This window comes from Ralstonia sp. NFACC01 (assembly GCF_900115545.1).
Taxonomy (GTDB): Bacteria; Pseudomonadota; Gammaproteobacteria; order Burkholderiales; family Burkholderiaceae; genus Ralstonia; species Ralstonia mojiangensis.
Map to the genome: position 1 here is coordinate 70097 of NZ_FOWV01000009.1, position 18825 is coordinate 88921.

Consider the following 18825-nt stretch of genomic DNA (forward strand, 5'->3'; position numbering starts at 1 on the left):
CGGTTACTGCTGCGGCTTTCCCCACAATGGGTTTTTGTTATCCGAACCCAGCACCTGGGCGAGCACTTCTGCGTCGCCGTCACGGGTGACTGGCGTGTTCTTGCGCGCACGGGCGACCTTGGCTCGCTTACCGTGCTTCTTTGCGTGCACGGCTTTCTTGATTCCGCTTTGCGAGGCATTGCCTGAGGCCGGCACGGTGGAGGTGTGCTGGGCGCAGATGCCTGCGCTCATCCAGGCGGTGGTGAGGAGGGCTACGGCGAGTTTGTATTGCAGGTTCATATGAGAGAGCTGACTGACTTAGGAAGTGGAAACGCGAGCGCATGAGGCATACCGTGTCACCGCACGCGAGTGACCTGCAAGCATCCGCGCCCGACCATCATTTCGCGCCGGTCTTGGCGGGCGGCGAGATGGGCTGATCATCGGACGTCTCGTCCGGGTTGCGGTAGCTGGTGTCAATGGTGTAGCCCTGAGCCTTCAGCTTTTGCTCGGCGTTGGCACGCTCGGCATGCATCTGGCGTTGCAGGCCGGAAAAGAGGTCACGCCAGTGTGGGCGGTCTTGCTCATTGAACGCATTGCGCCAGAAGTTGGCGTAGCCCTCGAGCTTGACTTTGACGAAGTACGCGCCCGGCTCATCCACCTTCATGCGCGTCGAGTCTCTGGACATCTGAACGTCCATGTAGACCCCGTTGAGATAAAAGCGCCACGAGGTCATGTCGGGGAGTTTCATCCAGTCTTCCAGGCCCGGCACATACTCCGGGTCCAGTGAATCCACCCCTTGGTCTTTTACGAGCCGATAGCGAAAGGCCTCGGCACCTGCCAACCGCGGATTTTCCGGATATATCCACCGCTTCCAGCCGGCCTGCTGGATACGCTTGAGCATTTCGTAGAACTGCAGGCGTGCCTGATCGTGCGTAACGTTGTTTCGCGGGGGGATGCCCAGGCTGATGCTGTAGTCGTAGATGCCTTCTTCAGCGTGGGCCTTGTCGAACGAACCCGAGACACCCAGGGCTGTGTCCAGACGCACCTCGCTCTTTTGGTTCTTGATGACGACCGTACCTTGCGAGCTGTCGGGCCAATCCACCGCATAGAAGGTAACGCCGTAGGCCTGCTCATTCTTGTTGTCAACATCCACGGCCTTGCCATAGCGCCCAATGAGCGCCTGCGGCGACTCGCCGATCTCAATCTCAATACTTTGCGGCATCACTATTTTGCTGGATGACTTGCTGGTGGAGGAAGGCTGGCACCCCATGACCAGGAGCGCGGCCAGCGTTGCGAGAAGACACGAAACCGTGCGGCGTGTTCGAACCATCATCGTGCGGGGGCTGTTTCGTCGGGGTAGCGCACGCTGTCCGGCGTGCCGACCCAGCCAGCCATGGTCGAGAGTTGCGCTTCCATTCCGCGCGGATCCTTGATCATCAGGCCGTGAAACTTATCTGCAACCAGGCCAATCCACTTCATGCGGCTATCGTAGTTTTCCAGTTTCGTGTTCTCCGGAGCGACGTCCTCAAACGCTGGCAAGTCGGTATCGCACGCCGCCACGAAAGCCACCTTGAGCTTGGGTGCCATCCAACTGGTGGCGACCCCTACTGCATGGCCCCACGTCCATTTGCCGACATCGGCGCCACCACGCTGTACTTGTACCCACCAAGCGAAATCCGAATCGTTATAGATCAGCGGTTGCAAGATGTTCCCTTGTTCATGGCGGGCCAGGGCCATGAGATTCTTGAACTGGAAATCTCGTCGTTTCACGTCGCTCGTGGCTCCGTCAAACTCTTTGACTTTATCGAACGCCTCTTTGACTTCTGGCGTCCACCGCAGGTTTTTGATCTTCGGCAGCGCCTCGCCAGCCCACGGCATCTTGTGCACCTGCTCCTTGACCTTGTCCACGTAGGTGTCTACGTCGCGCATTTTCAAGCACGTGTCGAACGAGTCAGCATCGAAGTTGTGATACCAGTGCCATGCAGCAATATCGTTAAACAGCCAGAAGTTACCCTTGCCTAACCCCGTACGCACGGTATCGCCCACCGCCCGGGTCGACAACTGCAGGGTCTCCAACGAGCATGCCACTGTTTTGCTGGCAAAGGCACCGAGCGCCATCCAGTAGTAGCGTCCCTTTTTCCTCGGGTCTCCATGCTCCTCCTGCTCAAGGTAGAGGCGGGCATAGGTGGCGGCGATACGCCGAGCCCGGGCCGGAAAGAAGTTGATGAGGCGGTTGTTTTTCTCGCCCTTGCGGTTAGACAGCCGCAGATAGCAAAACTGTTGTGCCAGCGACCACATCGTCGGGCATTGACAGTTCACATCGACGCAGCTGTCTGGGCGGTCGTTGGTGATAGCGGTGACGGTCGTTTCATCGCTCATGGCTCGCGCTTGATGTCCTCGTAGCTTATGTCGTGCTGACGTCTTGGTCGGGCCCGCCGGTGTGAGCATGCTCATCCACCTCGGTCTCGTGCCACAGCAGCGAGAAACGCAACTGCTGTGGAGCCTCGGTACCGATGCGAGGGGTACCACCCGTATTGGATTGCGTCTTGGATTCGTGCCCGTCGCCCTGCGCAGCCGTGATCTGGTACGGCGTCGGCCGCATCGGTTTGCCGTTCGGGGACAGCAGACGGAAGGTTTCATCATAGAGCCCGAACGATGTCGTCGGGAACCCTGCAGGAGTGACGGTTTTGCTCACCGGCCCCTCAAACGTCCGCTGCGCCGCCTTATACGTAATCGGCCCCGCACACTCCACGGTGATATTCCCACCTTCGAGCGTGATCGACGCTCCGCCGGCCGTGGCGATGCGAATCCGCTTGGCGGCTGCAAAATCCACATTCATATTGGCCGACACCAGCTTCAGGTCCTGCTTGGCCATCAGCTTGAGCACGTCGTGCTGGGCTTGCACGTCGATGTTGTCTTGCCCTGCGGTGAGCTGCAGGCCGATGTTGTTGTCGCCCGCCTTGGACAAACCTGCAGCCACGCCGATCGCCTGGCCGGCGTGCATGCGCGCCTGTTTGCCGATGGCGAGGTTGGTGTCCTGGCCGCTGCCCAGCGCGATGCTTTCGCCGTTGGCGAGCTGCAGGTCTTGCCCCGCCACCATGACGAGGCCCGCGCGGCCTGCGAGGTGCGCGATGGCTTCGCCCTGATGCGGCACTTTGCCTTGCGTGGCGGTGTTGCCGGCGCTGGCGTCTTGCTTGGCGGCGTCAAGCGCCTTGCCGTCGACCATGCCGGCCACCGCCTTGGCTTGCTTGGCCAGCGGGGCATCGTCGTTCTTGGCGGTGTCGAGTGCGGCCGTCTGGTGCGTAACCGCACCTTGGCCCAGCGATGACGTCAATTCCTTGGCTTGCTTGATCAACGCAATGCCTGCCGCGTTGTCGCCGGTGGGCACGGCTTTGCCGCTGCTGGCGTCGCGGTAGGTGGTCAGCAGCAGGCCTGCCTGGCCGCGCACGGCGGCGTGGCCATCGGTGCGCAACTCGAAGCCTTGGCCGCGGAAGCTGCCGCGCCGATTGTCTTGCTGATGGACGAGATGCCCAAGGTTGAGCTGGCTGAATTGCTGCGTGGTAGCGAGCTGCGTGCGCAACTGGCCGTCGCTGTCATCAAAGACGAGGTGGTTGTAGCCGCTGCCGCCGTGTTCCGCGCTCTTGAAGCCAGTGTGGGCGGCGGCGTTGCGGTGACCGTCGGCCTCCGTGCCCATGCCGTGCCACGCCGGGCTGTGGCCGCCGGCCACGTTGCCTTGCGCGCTGGCGGCGCTGTCGCTGCCTTGCTTGTAGAGGGCTGTGCTGTCGTTTTGGTCGGATGCGCCCTGCCCGCCCGGCGTGGGCGCAATGCCGGCCTCGCCCTGGCCGTTGTACAACGAGCCGATCACGACGGGCTGATCGATGTCGTCTTCGCTGAACTTGACGAGCACTTCTTGCCCGATACGCGGCAGCCATTGCCAGCCCATGCCGGAACCGGCCTGCCGCTGCGCGACCCGCACCCAGCGGCTGCTGCGGTCATCCGCACGCTCGCCTTGTTGCCAAGGGAAGCGCACGCGGATTTCGCCTGCGGGGGTGGCGTGGTGTTCGCCCTCTCCGCCTGCCTGCGTCTGGCCGTCCGGGCCGACCACGATAGCGCTGTGCACGCCTTGCGCGGTAGGTGCGGCGTACAGGCGGCCGCAATCGGGTTCTGTCACAGCGGGGCGCCACGGCCGACGTGCATCGCTTGCGCGGAACATTCCCGCGTAGCCGTGCGTGCGTGCGGCCTTGAGCAGATCGCCAGTTGGGGCGTTGCGCTCGACGGGGCCTTCTGCCTCCTGGAAACCGAAGATGCCAGGGCCGGATTCCGGTGCGCTGGGCGGCGTATCGAATTCCAGCGCGGCGTCGAGCCCCCCCAAACGCTGGCTGAGCGCGTTGTGCGTATCGACGGTCAGGTTGTTGATGCCGCAGTGTTCGACCAGATCCATCAACAGCGGATAGGCGCCTTCCACGTCTTGCGGCAGGTGCGGGCAATCCACCACCTGCAGGCGCGTGCCGCTGCGTAGCGTACGCACCGTGCCACGCCCCGAAAACAACAGCGCGCGCGCCTCCAGGCTTTCCATGACCTGTTCGGCAATGCGCTGGGCATTGGCGGAATCGGGGGCCAGCGACGGACTGATCGACAGATACGCATCCGGGCTCCCCGCGCTGGTGGCGAAGCGGGCAGGCGCGTGGGCGCGAGCGCTCTGCTTGCCTTCCGGGTCCCACGCGGCCACAGCCACGCCGCCCACCGTCGTGCGGCTGTGGCAGGCGAGTTGCTGGATGGCGTCGCGCTCTTCCAGGCTGTGCGCGCGGTGGAAACGGATACCGCCTGCCGATGCGGACTCCGCATCTTCCGGCAGCTGCGTGCTGTCGGCAAAAATCACCAGCGTGTGGCCGCCATGCGCCTGGTCGTCTTCCACCGTGGTGAAACCGAGCCCCGCTTCGGCCAGCAGGCGCGTAACGAAGTGGTAGTCGGTCTCGCGAAACTGGGCGATGTGTGCGCGTGTACCGAAGTCGGCCATGCGCGCTTCAGCACCGGCCGCGTAGCGCCACGAGGCATACGGCTCGTACGGCGACAGCATCTGTTCAATGATGTCGGGCAGGGGCCGGTTCTGGAACACCTGGCTATGGCGCTGCTGCGTGGTCAGCCAGAACCAGGGCACCACGGTCAGGCGATAGCGCGTGAGGCTGCCATCCGCGCCAAGCTTCTCAGCCAAACGGATCAGGCCTGTGCGCTTGGTCTGCGTGCCATCGGCCAGCGTTGTGACCAGCGTGACGCGCTGGCCCAGCAACGATTTGAGTGCGATGCGCGCATTGGCGCTCACGGCCACCACACGCCATTCGAACAGCTCGGACAGCGCCTCCCGACCGAGCCAGGCTTCCACCGCGAGGTCCGCAAGCGGCCCATCGCCTTCCAGCGAATACAGGCGGCGTGTTGGTGCGAAGAGGTTCTGAAGAAGGGTCGTGGCGTCCATTCGCTGTCCGATGCTGCAACGCGTGGCGTATCACCGAGGGATTTCGTGAAACCAGCGCGGGCATTTACGAGGCAGCGCAATGTCGAGCATCGCACCCGCCCCCGCTCAATTACCCGATTGTAAAAACAACCAACCGGGTAGCCGGGCGGCTATTGCCCTTTGTAAGTGGGTGAATTGGCGGCCTTATTGGCCGCATTCTGCGGCGCAAGCAATGCGGCCAGCAGATCGGCGTCAGGATCATCGGGCGCCAATGTGCCTTTTTTGTTCTTGGCGGTTTTGGCAGAGGATTGCGCCTTGGGCTTTGTTGGCTGCTGCAACGCCTTAAATGGTGTATTCGTCGATTTGGCGACCAGCTTGGCGGTTGCCGTCTTGCCTTCGTCGGTATTGGCCGGGGTGCCTGAAGACTTTGCCGCCAGGGTGTGCGTGGCCGGCGCCTCGTCATGCGCCTCCTTGGCGAGTGCGCTTGCAACCGGCGCCTTGTCGCTCTTCTCCGTGGCGTGGTCTTCGCCCGCCGGAACATTGACGATGGTGGCAGCCTGTACTTCCGCCACGGGTTCGCTCGCGGAGGCAACAGGCGCCGCAGCGGCCGTGTGAGTAGCTTCCGCAGGTGCTGCTTGCGTGGCTGCGGCCGGTTGAGCGGCCGCTGGCGCTGCTTGCTCAGCCATCTGTGCGGGCGCAGGTTCGCCGCTTGGGTTCAGCATGATCCATGCGCCGATACCGGCGGCGAGCACAACGACCGCCGCGGCAACGCCATAGCGCTGTCCCGACTTTTTCGGTGCCTTGCCGCTGGCCGCGACGCGGCCTTCCAGGCTCGCCAGAATGCGCGTATGCCCGGCCTCATCGGTCTCGGATTCAGAATTGAAGAGCGTTGGTGGCCCTTCTTGTTTCAAATCGCCGTTATTACTCATCACGGGTCCAGAATTGAAATAGAATGCGCGGCGAACGTATGGATTACAAACAAGCGCCGATTCCGGTGGTGGCTGCTGATTCTAAGTCTGGCCTTGCTGAAAGACAAATGATTGACGCACGTTGCAGTATTTTCTTTATCGTTTCTTAATATTTCTGCGTAGCGAGCGCTTGATTATTACCGTTTATTAATAATTTAGAGTTCTAAATACAGATATAAATCTGGATGAATTGACGTAGGCGCTCACGCTCCGCAGGTCGGTATGGTTTTTTTCGCTCTGGTTCTCTACTTCGTTGCCATGGTGGTGGTGGCTGCCGTGCTGCTGCTGCCGTCGGTGCGGCAGCGCTGCGCGGCGTTGCTGCGTGCGCAATGGCGGCGCGTGAGCACAGGGGCTGCGGTGGTGGGCGCGCGCTCAGCAGGATCGTTGCGCGAGTCGGTGGACAACGCGACGTCGGGCGTATCGGCGTTCAAGCAGTTCGTGGTACGGCGGCGAATGTTGCTGCTCGGTGCGCTTGGCGTACTTTCGGTGCCGCCCATGCTGGCACTGGCGCTGCGCGAGCAGCAGTCGTTCGAGTTCGATGACGACCAGGTGCGCGAGCCCGATCCGCACATCTCGGCGCTGCTCAATGGCGAACGGCTGATCCCACCGCCGCCCTTGCCGCCGGAGGTGTTCACCACGCGTGAAGTCGAGCAGGTCCGCCCGGCCATCCGCGATGCGAGCCGCGACTGGAACCTGCTCGACGCGGATTTCCGCCAGCGTTTGCTGCTCGTCTACAAGATCATGCGCGACGAACACGGTTACGAAATGGCGCTGCTCGAAGGCTACCGAAGCCCCGAGCGGCAAGTGAAGCTGGCGGCAATGGGCAGCAATGTCACGCAGGCCACGGCGTTCCAGAGCTATCACCAGTACGGCCTGGCGGCGGACAACGCGTTCTTCCGCGACGGCAAGCTGATCATCAGCGAGAAAGACCCGTGGGCGATGCGCGGCTACGAGCTGTACGGCCAGACGGCGGAATCGGTCGGCCTCGTGTGGGGCGGCCGCTGGAAGATGATGGACCTGGGCCACGTGGAGCTGCGCCGCAAAGGCGTGCTCGGCAAACAGCCCGCACCAAGGCAATGACGATAGGACACATGGGGAGCATGCAATGACACGGCCCTTCATCCTGCTGGGTGACAAGACGGACCACGGCGGCGTGGTGATCACCGCATCGGGCAACACAAGCACCGGCGGCAAGGGCATCGCCTGCGTGGGCGACAAAGTGACGTGTCCGAAGAACGGCCACGGCGGCACGACCGTCATCGTGACGGGCGACCCGAACGTCATCATCGACGGCAAGCAGGCGGCGCGCCATGGCGACAAGACCGCCTGCGGCGCCACGCTCCTGTCCAGCCAAGGCAACACCGGCAGCATCTGAACGCGTACGACATGGTTGCAAGACTCTTTCGGTCCGGGCTGACGCTGCTCGCTGTCTTCGTGGTGGTGTGGATTGCCGTCATCGTGTGGTGGCAGTCCGCCAACCGCATGCCCACCACCGCCGACATCCTCACCTACCTGCTGTTGCTGCCGGTGGGCATGATCGTCGGCTATTGGGTCATCAAGCGCGCGCTCGATGGCATCCGCTCCAATGTGGCTGCAGGGCGGGAGCTGGCCGCGACCGCACCGGCCGCTGGGGGCACCGAGGCCAAAGCCCCCGACCCGCAAGACGCCACGCGCCAATGGCGCGCCGTGCTGCTGGCCAGCGCCCTGCGCGCGCCCGCGGGCAATGACGCGGCCTCGGTCGTGGACGCAGTGCAAGCCAGTACGCAACCTGGCCTGACCGATGTGCAAGGCTTCGGCCAGCCGATCTTTGCCGCGCAAGTGGAAGGCGTCGACATTGAAGACCTGCGCGCCGAACTTGCCGAGCATCATCCCGACGTCGACTGGCTGGACGAACGCCTGCGCGCCCTTTTGCTGGCCGGCCAGGTGGCCGAAGAGCTGGCAGCACACGCCGTTGCTACGGTTCCGGAAATGACCACGCCGGAAATCACGCGCCTGATCATCACCGCCCTGCTCCCGCGCGACTGGACACCGCAGCATCAAGCCGTGGCCGATGGCTGGCTGCGCCAACGCGTCGCGTTGATCTGGCCCGCCGACCGACTGACGCTTGAGCCCATCACCGCCAAGGGCGATGCCGATGCGCTGCTGCTGCTCGATCGCGCCACGCAAGGTGTGAACCGCAGCAGCGACGAGCGCGTGCTGCGCATGGTGGTGGTGGCGGATTCGCTGGTCGGCCCCAGCGCTGTCGAACAACTGATGCAGCACGAGCAATTGTTCGAAGCCAATCGCCAGCATGGCCGCGTGCCGGGCGAAGCCGCTGCGGGCGTGCTGCTGTGCGCGCCTGCCATTGCGCAGCGCCTGCTTCCGCCAACGCTGGGGGGCGAAGCCGCTGCGATGGAGTCGTTCACGATCACGCGCGCCGGCGTGGCACGGCTTGAATCGCCGACGCCTGACCGCGGCCAGCCGCAACTGCAGGCGCTCGGCGACGCCGTGGGCCACGTCCTCGATACCTTGGCCGCTGCGCCAGTCAAGGCCAAACAGGACGCAGCACCCGCCGAGAAGGCAGGCAGCGCAGAAGGCGATTCGGCTGCCGACCCCATCACCGTTGCCGGCGTCGTTTCAGACACTGGCATGCACCCCGTGCGCACCGTCGAGGTGGCACGCGTGTTTTCCGAACGTTTTCCAGCGCTGGACTTGGCTGCAGATCTGCTGCCGATTGGCACGCCCTGCGGCTACGTGGGCGCTGCAGGCCCGCTGCTCTCGGTCGTGGTGGCGCACCAGTTGAGCCAGCAGACCGGCAAGCCGGTGCTGGCCATTACCGCCAACGACATCCAGCAGCGCGGCGCCATCGCGGTGGTGCCGAGTCTGACGTGACCTTGTTCCTGATTTTGATTCCGATTCCGTCTGTTCCCGAGCCGAAGGCAACATGCAACGCTTCCTGAACTTCCTGACCAACTCACGCACGCTATCGATTCTTGGCGTGATCGTGCTGACCATCTTCCTGCTGCTGATGGCGCAGACCTTCGAGGTTGGCCTGGTCTGGGTCGGCGTCGCGTTAGGCGTGCTGCTTGCGCTGTGGCTGCTGACGTATCTGTGGAAGCGTTGGCGCGCCCGTCAGGCCAGCAACAAGCTGGAGGGCGTGCTGGAACAAGCCGCCGCCGACAAGGCCGCCACGCCAGACAAGCGCGAAGAAGTGGAAGCCCTGCGCGTGCGCCTGGCAGAAGCCGTCAAGACCATCAAGCGCTCCAAGCTCGGACAGATGTCGGGCAGCGCAGCGCTGTACGAGCTGCCCTGGTACATCGTGATCGGCAACCCGGCGGCAGGCAAAAGCACGGCCGTGCTGAACTCCGGCCTGCAGTTTCCGTTTGCTGACAAGGGCGGCGCGGTCATCCAGGGCATCGGCGGCACGCGTAACTGCGACTGGTTCTTCACCACCGAAGGCATCCTGCTCGACACGGCCGGCCGCTACTCGGTGCACGAAGAAGACCGCCGCGAGTGGCTCGGCTTCCTCGACCTGCTCAAGCGCTATCGCCCCAAGGCCCCCATCAACGGCATCGTCGTGACGGTCAGCGTGTCGGAACTCACGCAAAACCGCCCCGAATTCGCCATCAACCTGGCCAAGAACCTGCGCCAGCGTGTGCAGGAACTGACCGAACGCCTGGAAGTGTTTGCCCCGGTGTATGTGATGTTCACCAAGGCCGACCTGATCACCGGCTTTACCGAATTCTTTGGCGACAGCGAGAAGCAGGAGCGGGACCGCGTATGGGGCGCCACCCTGCCCTTCGAGCCGGACTCGAAGCCGGATGTGGCCGCCGTGTTCGACCAACGCTTTGACGAGTTGTGCGACGGGCTGAAGGAGATCAGCGTTGCGCAGATCGCGCTGCACCGGAACAACAAGCTCTCGCCGGGGCTGCTGAGCTTCCCGCTGGAGTTTGCATCGATCAAGCCGACGCTGCGCGCGTTCCTGATGACGCTGTTCGATGAAAACCCGTTCCAGTACAAGCCGGTGTTCCGCGGCTTCTACTTCACCAGCGCGCTGCAGGAAGGCGCCACCAACAGCGTGTCGGCGGAGCGCATTGCGCGCCGCTTTGGCCTGTCGACCGACGGTGCTGCGCGCACCCGCGAAGTGTTCTCCAAGAACGGCTTTTTCCTGCGCGACCTGTTCTCGAAGGTGATCTTTGCCGACAAGCAGACCGTGCGGCAATTCGCCAGCCCCGCCAAGACGCGCCTGCGCATCGCCACGTTCTTTGCGCTCGTGCTGGCGCTGGGCGTGATGCTGGGCGGCTGGACATGGTCGTACATGGGCAACCGCACGCTGACTGCCAACGTGCAAGCCGACCTCGACAAGATCGTCAAGATGCAGCAGAACCGGGTGGACCTGCAGGCTCGCCTGGAGGCACTCGACATCCTGCAAGACCGGATCGAACAGCTCGACCGGTATCGCAACGACCATCCGCTCGCGCTGTCGCTCGGCCTGTACCAGGGTGACACGCTGCAGCACAAGCTGCTCGACGAGTATTACAACGGCCTGCGCCAGGTCATGCTCAAGCCGGTCGGCGGCGCGATCGAAACCTTCCTGGCGGAGGTCAACGCGCACCCGGATCAGCTCGCTCCGATGGTGCGTCCGCCGGAAACCGGCGCGGTGATGACCACGTCCGTGACGACGGCCACCGCCACCGTGGGTGGTGCGTCGGGTGCGTCGGGTGCGTCGGGTGCGTCGGGTGCGTCAGGTGCCGCCGCCAATGCGCCTGCTGCACCGAACCAGGCCACGGCTTCAACCGGTGCCAAGCGCTACACCGATGCCTCGCCCACCAACGTGGAAGACGGCTACAACGCGCTCAAGACCTACCTGATGCTGTCGGACAAGCGTCACGTGGAAGTCGCGCACCTGACCGATCAAGTCACGCGCTTCTGGCGCGGCTGGCTGGAAGACAACCGGGGCAACATGCCGCGCGAGCAGATGATCCGCTCGGCGGAGCGCAACCTGTCGTTCTTCCTCGCCCGCGTGAACGACGACAACTGGCCGCTGCTGGAAGGCAACCTCGCGCTGGTCGACCAGACGCGTGAGAATCTGCGCCGCGTGGTGCGCGGCATGCCCGCACGCGAACGCGCGTACGCCGAAATCAAGGCCCGCGCCTCCACGCGCTACGCCCCGATGACCGTCGCACGCATCGTCGGCGATACCGGCGCCGGCCTAGTGGCCGGCAGCTACGCCGTGCCCGGCACGTTCACCAAGGAAGCGTGGCTCGGCTACGTGCAGCCCGCCATCAAGGAGGCCGCCAACAAGGAACTGCAGACCAAGGACTGGGTGCTGAACGTTGCCGCGCGCGACGACCTCACGCTGGAAGGCAGCCCCGAGCAGATCCAGAAGGCGCTGGTCACGATGTACAAGACCGAATACGCGCGTGAATGGCAACGCTTCATGCAAGGCGTGGCGATCCAGGATTTCTCCAGCTTCGATCAGGCCGTCACCGGGATGAATCTGCTGGGCGATCCAACCAACTCGCCGATCCGCAAGGTGCTCGACACCGCGTATGAGCAGACGTCGTGGGACAACCCGTCGATGTTCAATGCCGGCCTGAAGCAGGCCAAGACCGGCGTGCTGGGATGGTTCAAGCAGCTGTTCGCGCGCCAGACGCCGTCGCAGGTGAACGTCAACCTGGAGGTGGGCGGCAATGCTGAAGCCGGCGCCATTCCGATGGGGCCGGTCGGCAAGGAGTTCTCGGGGCTCGCCCGCGTGGTTGTCATGCGCGACGACAAGTCGCTGCTGCGCGGCTATATGGATTCGCTCTCCAAGGTGCGCACGCGCTTCAACCAGATCAAGAACCAGGGCGATCCGGGGCCGGGTGCACGCCAGCTCATGCAGCAAACACTGGACGGCAACGGCTCGGAACTGGCCGACACGCTCAAGTACGTGGATGAGCAGATGCTGACCGGCATGACCGACAGCGAGCGCGCCACGCTGCGTCCGCTGCTGGTGCGCCCGCTGCTGCAGTCCTATGCGGTGGCGATCCGCCCGGCCACGACCGAAGTCAACAAGGTGTGGAACGCGCAGGTGTATCAGCCGTTCGCCACCACGCTGGCAGACAAGTATCCGTTTGCACCCAACGCCAAGATCGAGGCCAGTGCGGCTGAGATCGGCCAGGTGTTCGGCCCGGATGGCGCGATTGCCAAGTTCGCCAGCACGACGATCGGTCCGCTGTCGGTGCGCCGCGGCGACATGATCGCCTCCCGCACGTGGGGCGATCTGGGCATCGCATTTGTGCCCGAGTTCACCACGGGCTTCACGCGTTGGATCGCACCGCTCACGGGCGGTGCGGCCGGCGGCGCAGGCGGTGCAGCAGCCGCGGCACCGCAGACGGTGTTCCAGATCCTGCCGGTGCCGTCGCAAGGCGCGACCGAGTACACGATCGAGATCGATGGGCAGCAACTGCGCTATCGCAACACGCCACCGCAGTGGGCTAATTTTGTCTGGCCGAATCCGCAAGGCACCCCGGGTGCACGCGTGACAGCCACCACGTTTGACGGCCGCACGGTGGAGCTGCTCAACGAGCCCGGCCGCTTCGGCCTGGAGCGCCTGATTGCCACGGCACAGCGCAAGCGTCGTCCGGATGGCGCGTTCGATCTGTCCTGGACGAAGGACAACCTGACGGTATCGATCAGCCTGCGCATCATCAGCAGCCCGCAGACCGCCGGCACGACGGCATCGGATTCGCCGCAAGGCCAAGGCCTGCGCGGTCTGCGCCTGCCGACGTCGATTGCCGATGCATCGGCACCGCAGAACACCCTGACGCCGCCCGCCCCGGCAGCACCCGCAGGCACGCCGCCTGCGGCGCAAGCGGCCGTGTCAACGCAGGCCGCTCGCCACAGCATCACGGAAGAGCAAGGAGGGACGGCGCAATGAGCCAGACCCAATTGCAGCTTTCGTACTTCGGCAAGCTTCCTTCGCGCGGCGATTTCGTCAAAAGCGCCAACAACGTCCAGTTGCTCGACACGCTGGACCGCTGGCTGGCACAAGGTATGGAATTGCTGGCCGAAGCCCCGGACTGGAAGACGACCTACGACAGTTGGAAGCCAGTGCAGTTTGCGTTTCTCGGCTCGCAGAGCAAGCTCGCTATTGCGGGCACGCTCATGGCCAGCAGTGATCTGTCATCGCGCCGCTTTCCGTTCCTGACGGCGGCAGCCATGGAGGTCGATCGCCCGATCAACTTCATCGCGCGCAGCCCGATTGCACTGGCGCGCCTTTGGACACGCGCCGGCCAGCAGATGATCTCGCTCGGCACGGCTACCGACGCGACTGAAGGCCTGCGCCTGCTCGCCGAAGGTCAGCACGGCGTAGAGACCGGCACGGGCGGCACGAGCACGCAATCGCACGACGCAAGCTTCTCGGATTTCATCGACTTCCAGACCGTTGCCGGCCTTGAGCAGATGCTGCGCTCGGAAGGCCACAACATCCGCCTGCGCCGCACGCTGCTGGCGCTTGGCACGCTGCTCCAACCCGTGATGGCGAATGGCTCGTCGCGGCTTGAGAAAGGCCTCACACTGCCGCTGCCCGCAGACCCGCTCTATCGCAGCCTGGTGGCGAGTTTCTGGCTGGAGCTGGTGTCGCGCTTCCTGCAGCGGGCGGACTTCGAGCTGTCGCTGTTCCTGGGCGATATCAACGGTGCCGAGCGACTGGTCATCGGCTTCAACGGCGCTTCGTCACGCACGCTGCACAGCGTCATGTCGCCGCTGGCGTATGCCGAACAGAACATCAACATCGACGATCCGGAATGGGTCGACCAGCATGTCAGCGGAGATTACGGCTTGGCCAAGTTCGTGAGTTACCTGGATCAACCGCAGCTCTCGCTGCGCGTGGCAGTCGATACCTTCCGCGAAGTCTTCATCGGAGAATGAACATGGGTCTGGATGCAATCAAGCGCGGCTTCCGGCCTGCAACACTCCTGGCGAACGCCGCCATGCTGGCCTGCCTGGGCAGTGCCCTGCCCGCGCATGCCGCGGCGGGCGATGCTGCGCCTGTGCCTGGCCAGGTCGTCGCGGGCGGCATGGTGCCGGACGAAGCCACCAAGGCGACCGTGCTGGCCAAGCTGCGCGAGCTTTACGGCAGCGCCAACGTGGTGGATCAGATTGAAGTGGGCAACGTGGTGTCGCCGCCCAACTGGTCGGCCAATGTGCAGAAGATCCTGTCGCCGGCCATCAAGCAGGTCAACCGCGGGCAGCTCAACATCGACGGCACGCAGGTTTCCCTGCACGGCGACGTTGGTAACGAGGCGCAGCGCCAGCAGCTCACAAGCGACATGGCAACAGCGCTCGGCCAGAGCTACACGATCAAGAACGGGCTGCGCGTGGCAGCGGTGTCCGAGCAAGGGCTGCTGGACCAGACGCTGGCTAACCGCATCATCGAATTTGAAACCGGCAGCGCCACGCTCACGCCCAAAGGCCGCGCGATTCTGGATGAAATGGCCGCCGTGCTCCCGCGCCTGAACGGCCGCAAGATCGAGATCGTCGGCCACACCGACAACTCCGGCAGCCGCGCGCTGAACCTCAACCTGAGCCAGGCGCGCGCAGAAACGGTCAAGAACTACCTCATCGCCAAGGGCGCCGAGCAAGGCACGCTCACCGCGATGGGCGTGGGGCCGGATCAGCCAGTCGCCGCCAACAACACCGATGAAGGCCGCTCGCGCAATCGGCGGATTGAGTTTCGGGCGAGTAAGTGACGCGGGAGGATGCTCGCCGGCGGGCACGGTTGCGTGAGCCGTCGCCTGCTACCTCATTACAGCCGGGTGATGAACGGCGTGCGCCCTCCCAGATCCGGCTTGAGTACCTCGCCCCCACCAGGAAGCCGTCGCAGCCAATCGCGCAGTTTTCTCCGATGAAAGAGCGTATCTGGTGGCTCTGGTGCCATCTGGTATGGGCTTGGCAGCAGCTTGAGCACTGGCTTGCCAGTCGACGACAGGGCGCGCCCGTCGCGATCGTCAGCGGAATCATTCGCTCAGTACAGGTGGATAACGCGGCATTCAAGGCCTATGAGGCCATGGGACGGAGCGTCGACACCAATGCGCACAGCGCATATGACTACACCGACGATATCTCGCGAGACACCTACTATCGCGTGACCCCCGTCGTCATCACGCTGACGGACAACCGGGTCATCTACTTCTGCGAATACCAGGTCACGGACCGTCGTGTTTCGTCCAATGCGCCCTATTTCGCAGGCCTGAACGGCATGCGCGTGCTTGCTGCAGGCTGGTGGGACAACGACTGTTTTTCGGCGTGGGGCATGCGCTTGACCGGCCGCCGTGAGCCACAGACCGTCTATGTTGCAAAGCGCCCTCGCGACTTGCCGGAGCCGCTGGAGACCATACTGTCGCGCAGGAGCTCCGGCTTTAACGAGGCGATCGGCCTTCTCGGTTATTTCAGCGCGCTGATGCTCGTGATCATGCTTTTTGTGGCGGGCAGCGAGTTGGGTCTCGAAGATGCCAGCACCCTCACGGGGATGATGGTCGGGATGTTTACCCTGGCGCCGATGTTGCTCGTGGTCATTTCACAGACGCTGATGCGCCTGATGGCGGGGCCTCTGCGCCCGATCCCAGAAATGATGGCGGCTGGTGAATACGGTAACCGCCATCTCCGCTTGCGCAGCTTTGACTTCGGCCGCTGTGAGCGCGCGGTATTTGAAGCGTTGGAGCGACATGAAGAGAATTAGTCGTTCGCGGCTAGGTGCATGCAAGCGCGCAGTGTCCTCCGAGCAAGTAGGCATTAACGGTTGACAGCAACGCACATGACACCGTCCGCCCCATCGATCCTGCCCGATTCCGCCCCGACCGAAGCCGATCGGGAAGCCTGCCTGCGTCGGCTGAGCGAGTATTCACCGGACGCGCCCGATGCTCCAGTGCCGTTTAGCCACCGCCTGGCCGAAGCCGAGGGGTGGTCGCGTTTATATACGCTGACTGTCATCGAGGAATACAAGCGCTTCGCGTATCTAGCGGTGTTTGCAGGGCACCCCGTCACGCCTTCCGAGGCCATTGATGCCGCCTGGCATCTCCATCTGCAATATTCGAAAGAGTATTGGACGGTGTTCTGCGGGGAGGTACTGGGCGCGCCGCTCCACCATGCGCCAGGTATTGGTGCCCCGGACGAAGACGACACCTACGCACAGCACTACCAGCAAACGATCGAAAGCTATCAGCGCACGTTTGGTATGGAGCCGCCTCCCGATATCTGGCCGGTGCCGGAACCTGTCCAGCCAGACAGTGCGCCAGAGGCTGCCAGCCCCGCACGACATCCGCCCAACCCTGTCACACCGCCGCCTGCATCAACCGCGCGCTCATTCATGCCATCCGTATGGCTTGTGATCGGCGTCAGCCTCATCGCCATCACCACGAATGCCGCCTCGGATGTCGATGTGCTGAGCTATTCGGGGCCGCGTTTTCTCGCGTTCTACCTGGGCGCATGCGTGATGGCATGTCTGCTGATCCGGGCCCTGCATCGAGTCGCATACAGCCGCAACCCAAGGGGAACCAGCGGGGGCAACGTGCCGCGTCAGCTGACGCCTGCCGAGGCCGCGCTGATCACCGGTGACGCCGCACGAATGGCACAGGTTGCGGCGTTGGCGCTGCTTGATGCGGGTGCGATCCGCATGGTCCCTCCGGCTAAAAGGAAACGCGACCGCAACACCTACGTGGTCGCGAACCAGGACCGAACGCCGGAGTGCCACGTCAACGCATGGACATGGCTCGCCCGGCAAACGCAGGAGCGCTCGCCGTGGCCGAACTTTCGCAATCGGCTCGTCGATGAAGCATCCGACATGACAGATCGGCTACGCAGCGAAGGATGGCTGTGGACCCGCGGGGCAATGCGAGGAACGACGCTCGCTGCGTGGGCCATTGTGCTGGCGACGCTGTGGCTTGGCGTGATGAAGGTCTTTGTGGGGCTGTCCCGGGAGCGTCCGGTGATGTGGCTGCTGGTCGAGATGGCGTTGTTCGCCATCGTGTACTGGGGCGTGACGGCGCGGCTGATCGGCGTCGGCCGTGCCGGCCCCACTGCGGGGGCCAACGCCGCGCTCGATGCTTATCGTCAGCGCGGCCAGCAGGGGCCACGTGCCGGTTTGTCGACGCACGATCTACTGTGGTTGACCGCGTTTGGCGGCACCAGCGTGCTGGCCAACACAGCGTGGGCCGGATACCGATCGATGATGGGACCACCCGCCGGCGCCAGTTCCGGCGGCTCCGGAGGCGACACGTCGAGCAACTGCAGTTCAAGCAGCAGTGGCTCCAGCAGTTGCGGATCGAGTAGCTGCGGATCCAGCGGCTGCGGCGGTTGTTCGAGCAGCTAGCCGGTTCAGCTCGCGCTTTCCGACGGCGGATCGCCCAGCCCCAGCAGCTCCTCAATCTGCGACAGCGTCGCATCATCTTTGACCACCGTACGCAGCCACGCATGCAGCGGCATGTCGCCCCATTTCGCGGCACGCGCGGCGAGGTAAGCAACGGGGCTGTGCGGCTCGGTCTGACGGAAGAACTCGGCTACATCGCGCAGCTGGTTCAGCGCCTGCGCACGCGTGCGGATCGGGCCGACGGCAACCGTTTCAACAACCGCGCCTGCGGCTGACTGGGCAGCCTGTTGTTGAGCGCCCTTCGCTTCCACCGCGGTGGGCTTGGGTTCTGGCTTGCCACCAAAGCGCTCCACCAATGCGCGCACCGCCTGCAAGGCTTCCCGCGCCGGGCGGAAACTCGGCGCGTGATCCCCCGCCCGTGCATCCAGAACGGATTCCAACCGCAGCAGCGCGGCGCCACAGCCGACCACATCGTCGTGCAGCGTCTTGTAGAACGCAGGCGGCGTGGCGCGCCGTGCGGATTCAAACTGCTCCTGCGTTATTTTTCCGCGTGACAGCTCGTCTGCCTGTTCCGGATCGCGGCGGATGGCTTCGACCAGGCTGGTCGCGACTTCCCAATCGATCAGGCTGTAGCCGCCCTTGCCCGCGTCCACCAGCGGCACCTCGCGAATGAGCTGGCTCGAACGCGTCGCAAGCCACGCCATGCTGCCCGTGCGGGCTTCAGGATCATCGGCTTCCGGCAGCGGATAGAGGTGCTCCCAGAACTGTTCGCACAAGCCGGCGATCAATTCGTAGCCCTCGCGCAGGCCGGCAAAGCCACGCTCCTTGGACAGCGCCTCGGCCAACCATGCGGCCAGGCGCAGATCCTTCGTGCGGTTCTGCAGCAGTGACGTGCTCTCGGCAATGACGGCGCGCCAGTCGGCCTCCTTGATCTCCGTGACCCACTCACCTTGATCGAGTGACGGGTCATCAAACCGGCGCGCATCCTGGATGCTGTCGAATTCTGCAGAGAAGAGCATGTCTTCACCGCACGGCTGGGCGCCGGGCAGCGGAGCGAGCAATTGGTCAAACGGAAGAGAGGCCATGTTCGGAAACGAAAC

Annotated in this window: 14 protein-coding genes; 8 read left to right on the forward strand and 6 right to left on the reverse strand. The window is 64.0% G+C overall.

Features of this window, described 5'->3' with window-relative positions; all coding sequences use genetic code 11:
• Window positions 1–3: 3 nt before the first annotated feature.
• From BM136_RS20995 to BM136_RS21020, 5 genes are all read right to left on the reverse strand, one after another.
• Window positions 4–279, reverse strand: a complete 276-nt coding sequence (locus BM136_RS20995; protein ID WP_092975271.1) for a hypothetical protein — start codon at window positions 277–279, stop codon at window positions 4–6.
• 97 nt (window positions 280–376) lie between these two features.
• Window positions 377–1312, reverse strand: a complete 936-nt coding sequence (locus BM136_RS25430) for a hypothetical protein (protein WP_175537186.1) — start codon at window positions 1310–1312, stop codon at window positions 377–379.
• On the reverse strand, window positions 1309–2358 hold the full coding sequence (locus tag BM136_RS21010) for a DUF2515 family protein (protein WP_254775720.1): 1050 nt from the start codon (window positions 2356–2358) through the stop codon (window positions 1309–1311). The genes BM136_RS25430 and BM136_RS21010 overlap by 4 nt, the downstream gene beginning before the upstream one ends.
• Before the next feature lie 25 nt (window positions 2359–2383).
• A complete protein-coding gene (locus tag BM136_RS21015; protein WP_254775721.1) occupies window positions 2384–5449 on the reverse strand; it encodes a type VI secretion system Vgr family protein in 3066 nt (1021 codons plus the stop codon).
• 149 nt (window positions 5450–5598) lie between these two features.
• A complete protein-coding gene (locus tag BM136_RS21020) occupies window positions 5599–6357 on the reverse strand; it encodes a hypothetical protein (RefSeq protein ID WP_092975280.1) in 759 nt (252 codons plus the stop codon).
• Between the two features lie 261 nt (window positions 6358–6618).
• Here BM136_RS21020 and BM136_RS21025 point away from each other — a divergent pair, with 261 nt between their 5' ends.
• The 8 genes from BM136_RS21025 (at window position 6619) to BM136_RS21060 (ending at window position 17728) form a co-directional block, all read left to right on the forward strand.
• Window positions 6619–7476 carry a M15 family metallopeptidase gene (locus tag BM136_RS21025; RefSeq protein WP_092975283.1) on the forward strand — a complete coding sequence of 286 codons (858 nt, stop codon included), beginning with the start codon at window positions 6619–6621 and terminating at the stop codon, window positions 7474–7476.
• 25 nt (window positions 7477–7501) lie between these two features.
• Window positions 7502–7771, forward strand: a complete 270-nt coding sequence (locus tag BM136_RS21030) for a PAAR domain-containing protein (RefSeq protein ID WP_092975286.1) — start codon at window positions 7502–7504, stop codon at window positions 7769–7771.
• A gap of 11 nt (window positions 7772–7782) precedes the next feature.
• Entirely contained in the window at window positions 7783–9267 is a 1485-nt protein-coding gene (locus BM136_RS21035) for a hypothetical protein (protein ID WP_092975289.1), read from the forward strand.
• A gap of 52 nt (window positions 9268–9319) precedes the next feature.
• Window positions 9320–13297: a type VI secretion system membrane subunit TssM gene (gene tssM / locus BM136_RS21040; RefSeq protein ID WP_092975293.1), complete on the forward strand. Its 3978-nt coding sequence runs from the start codon at window positions 9320–9322 to the stop codon at window positions 13295–13297.
• Window positions 13294–14289, forward strand: a complete 996-nt coding sequence (gene tagF, locus BM136_RS21045) for a type VI secretion system-associated protein TagF (RefSeq protein WP_092975296.1) — start codon at window positions 13294–13296, stop codon at window positions 14287–14289. Before tssM ends, tagF begins: the two co-directional genes overlap by 4 nt.
• A 2-nt stretch (window positions 14290–14291) precedes the next feature.
• A complete protein-coding gene (locus BM136_RS21050) occupies window positions 14292–15110 on the forward strand; it encodes an OmpA family protein (RefSeq protein ID WP_092975298.1) in 819 nt (272 codons plus the stop codon).
• Window positions 15111–15265: 155 nt separating this feature from the next.
• Window positions 15266–16099: a hypothetical protein gene (locus tag BM136_RS21055; protein ID WP_092975301.1), complete on the forward strand. Its 834-nt coding sequence runs from the start codon at window positions 15266–15268 to the stop codon at window positions 16097–16099.
• A gap of 75 nt (window positions 16100–16174) precedes the next feature.
• Complete coding sequence (locus BM136_RS21060; protein WP_092975304.1) at window positions 16175–17728, forward strand: TIGR04222 domain-containing membrane protein; 1554 nt, start codon at window positions 16175–16177, stop codon at window positions 17726–17728.
• 5 nt (window positions 17729–17733) lie between these two features.
• Here the strand turns inward: BM136_RS21060 and tssA are convergent, their stop codons facing one another.
• Window positions 17734–18810, reverse strand: a complete 1077-nt coding sequence (tssA, locus tag BM136_RS21065; protein ID WP_092975307.1) for a type VI secretion system protein TssA — start codon at window positions 18808–18810, stop codon at window positions 17734–17736.
• Window positions 18811–18825 lie beyond the last annotated feature (15 nt).

Excerpts from the sequence above, each read along its gene's own strand:
- BM136_RS20995 (WP_092975271.1), bottom strand. The coding sequence starts at position 279 with ATGAACCTGCAATACAAACTCGCCGTAGCCCTCCTCACCACCGCCTGG.
- BM136_RS25430 (WP_175537186.1), bottom strand. The coding sequence starts at position 1,312 with ATGATGGTTCGAACACGCCGCACGGTTTCGTGTCTTCTCGCAACGCTG.
- BM136_RS21010 (WP_254775720.1), bottom strand. The coding sequence starts at position 2,358 with ATGAGCGATGAAACGACCGTCACCGCTATCACCAACGACCGCCCAGAC.
- BM136_RS21015 (WP_254775721.1), bottom strand. The coding sequence starts at position 5,449 with ATGGACGCCACGACCCTTCTTCAGAACCTCTTCGCACCAACACGCCGC.
- BM136_RS21020 (WP_092975280.1), bottom strand. The coding sequence starts at position 6,357 with ATGAGTAATAACGGCGATTTGAAACAAGAAGGGCCACCAACGCTCTTC.
- BM136_RS21025 (WP_092975283.1), top strand. The coding sequence starts at position 6,619 with ATGGTTTTTTTCGCTCTGGTTCTCTACTTCGTTGCCATGGTGGTGGTG.
- BM136_RS21030 (WP_092975286.1), top strand. The coding sequence starts at position 7,502 with ATGACACGGCCCTTCATCCTGCTGGGTGACAAGACGGACCACGGCGGC.
- BM136_RS21035 (WP_092975289.1), top strand. The coding sequence starts at position 7,783 with ATGGTTGCAAGACTCTTTCGGTCCGGGCTGACGCTGCTCGCTGTCTTC.
- tssM (WP_092975293.1), top strand. The coding sequence starts at position 9,320 with ATGCAACGCTTCCTGAACTTCCTGACCAACTCACGCACGCTATCGATT.
- tagF (WP_092975296.1), top strand. The coding sequence starts at position 13,294 with ATGAGCCAGACCCAATTGCAGCTTTCGTACTTCGGCAAGCTTCCTTCG.
- BM136_RS21050 (WP_092975298.1), top strand. The coding sequence starts at position 14,292 with ATGGGTCTGGATGCAATCAAGCGCGGCTTCCGGCCTGCAACACTCCTG.
- BM136_RS21055 (WP_092975301.1), top strand. The coding sequence starts at position 15,266 with ATGAAAGAGCGTATCTGGTGGCTCTGGTGCCATCTGGTATGGGCTTGG.
- BM136_RS21060 (WP_092975304.1), top strand. The coding sequence starts at position 16,175 with ATGACACCGTCCGCCCCATCGATCCTGCCCGATTCCGCCCCGACCGAA.
- tssA (WP_092975307.1), bottom strand. The coding sequence starts at position 18,810 with ATGGCCTCTCTTCCGTTTGACCAATTGCTCGCTCCGCTGCCCGGCGCC.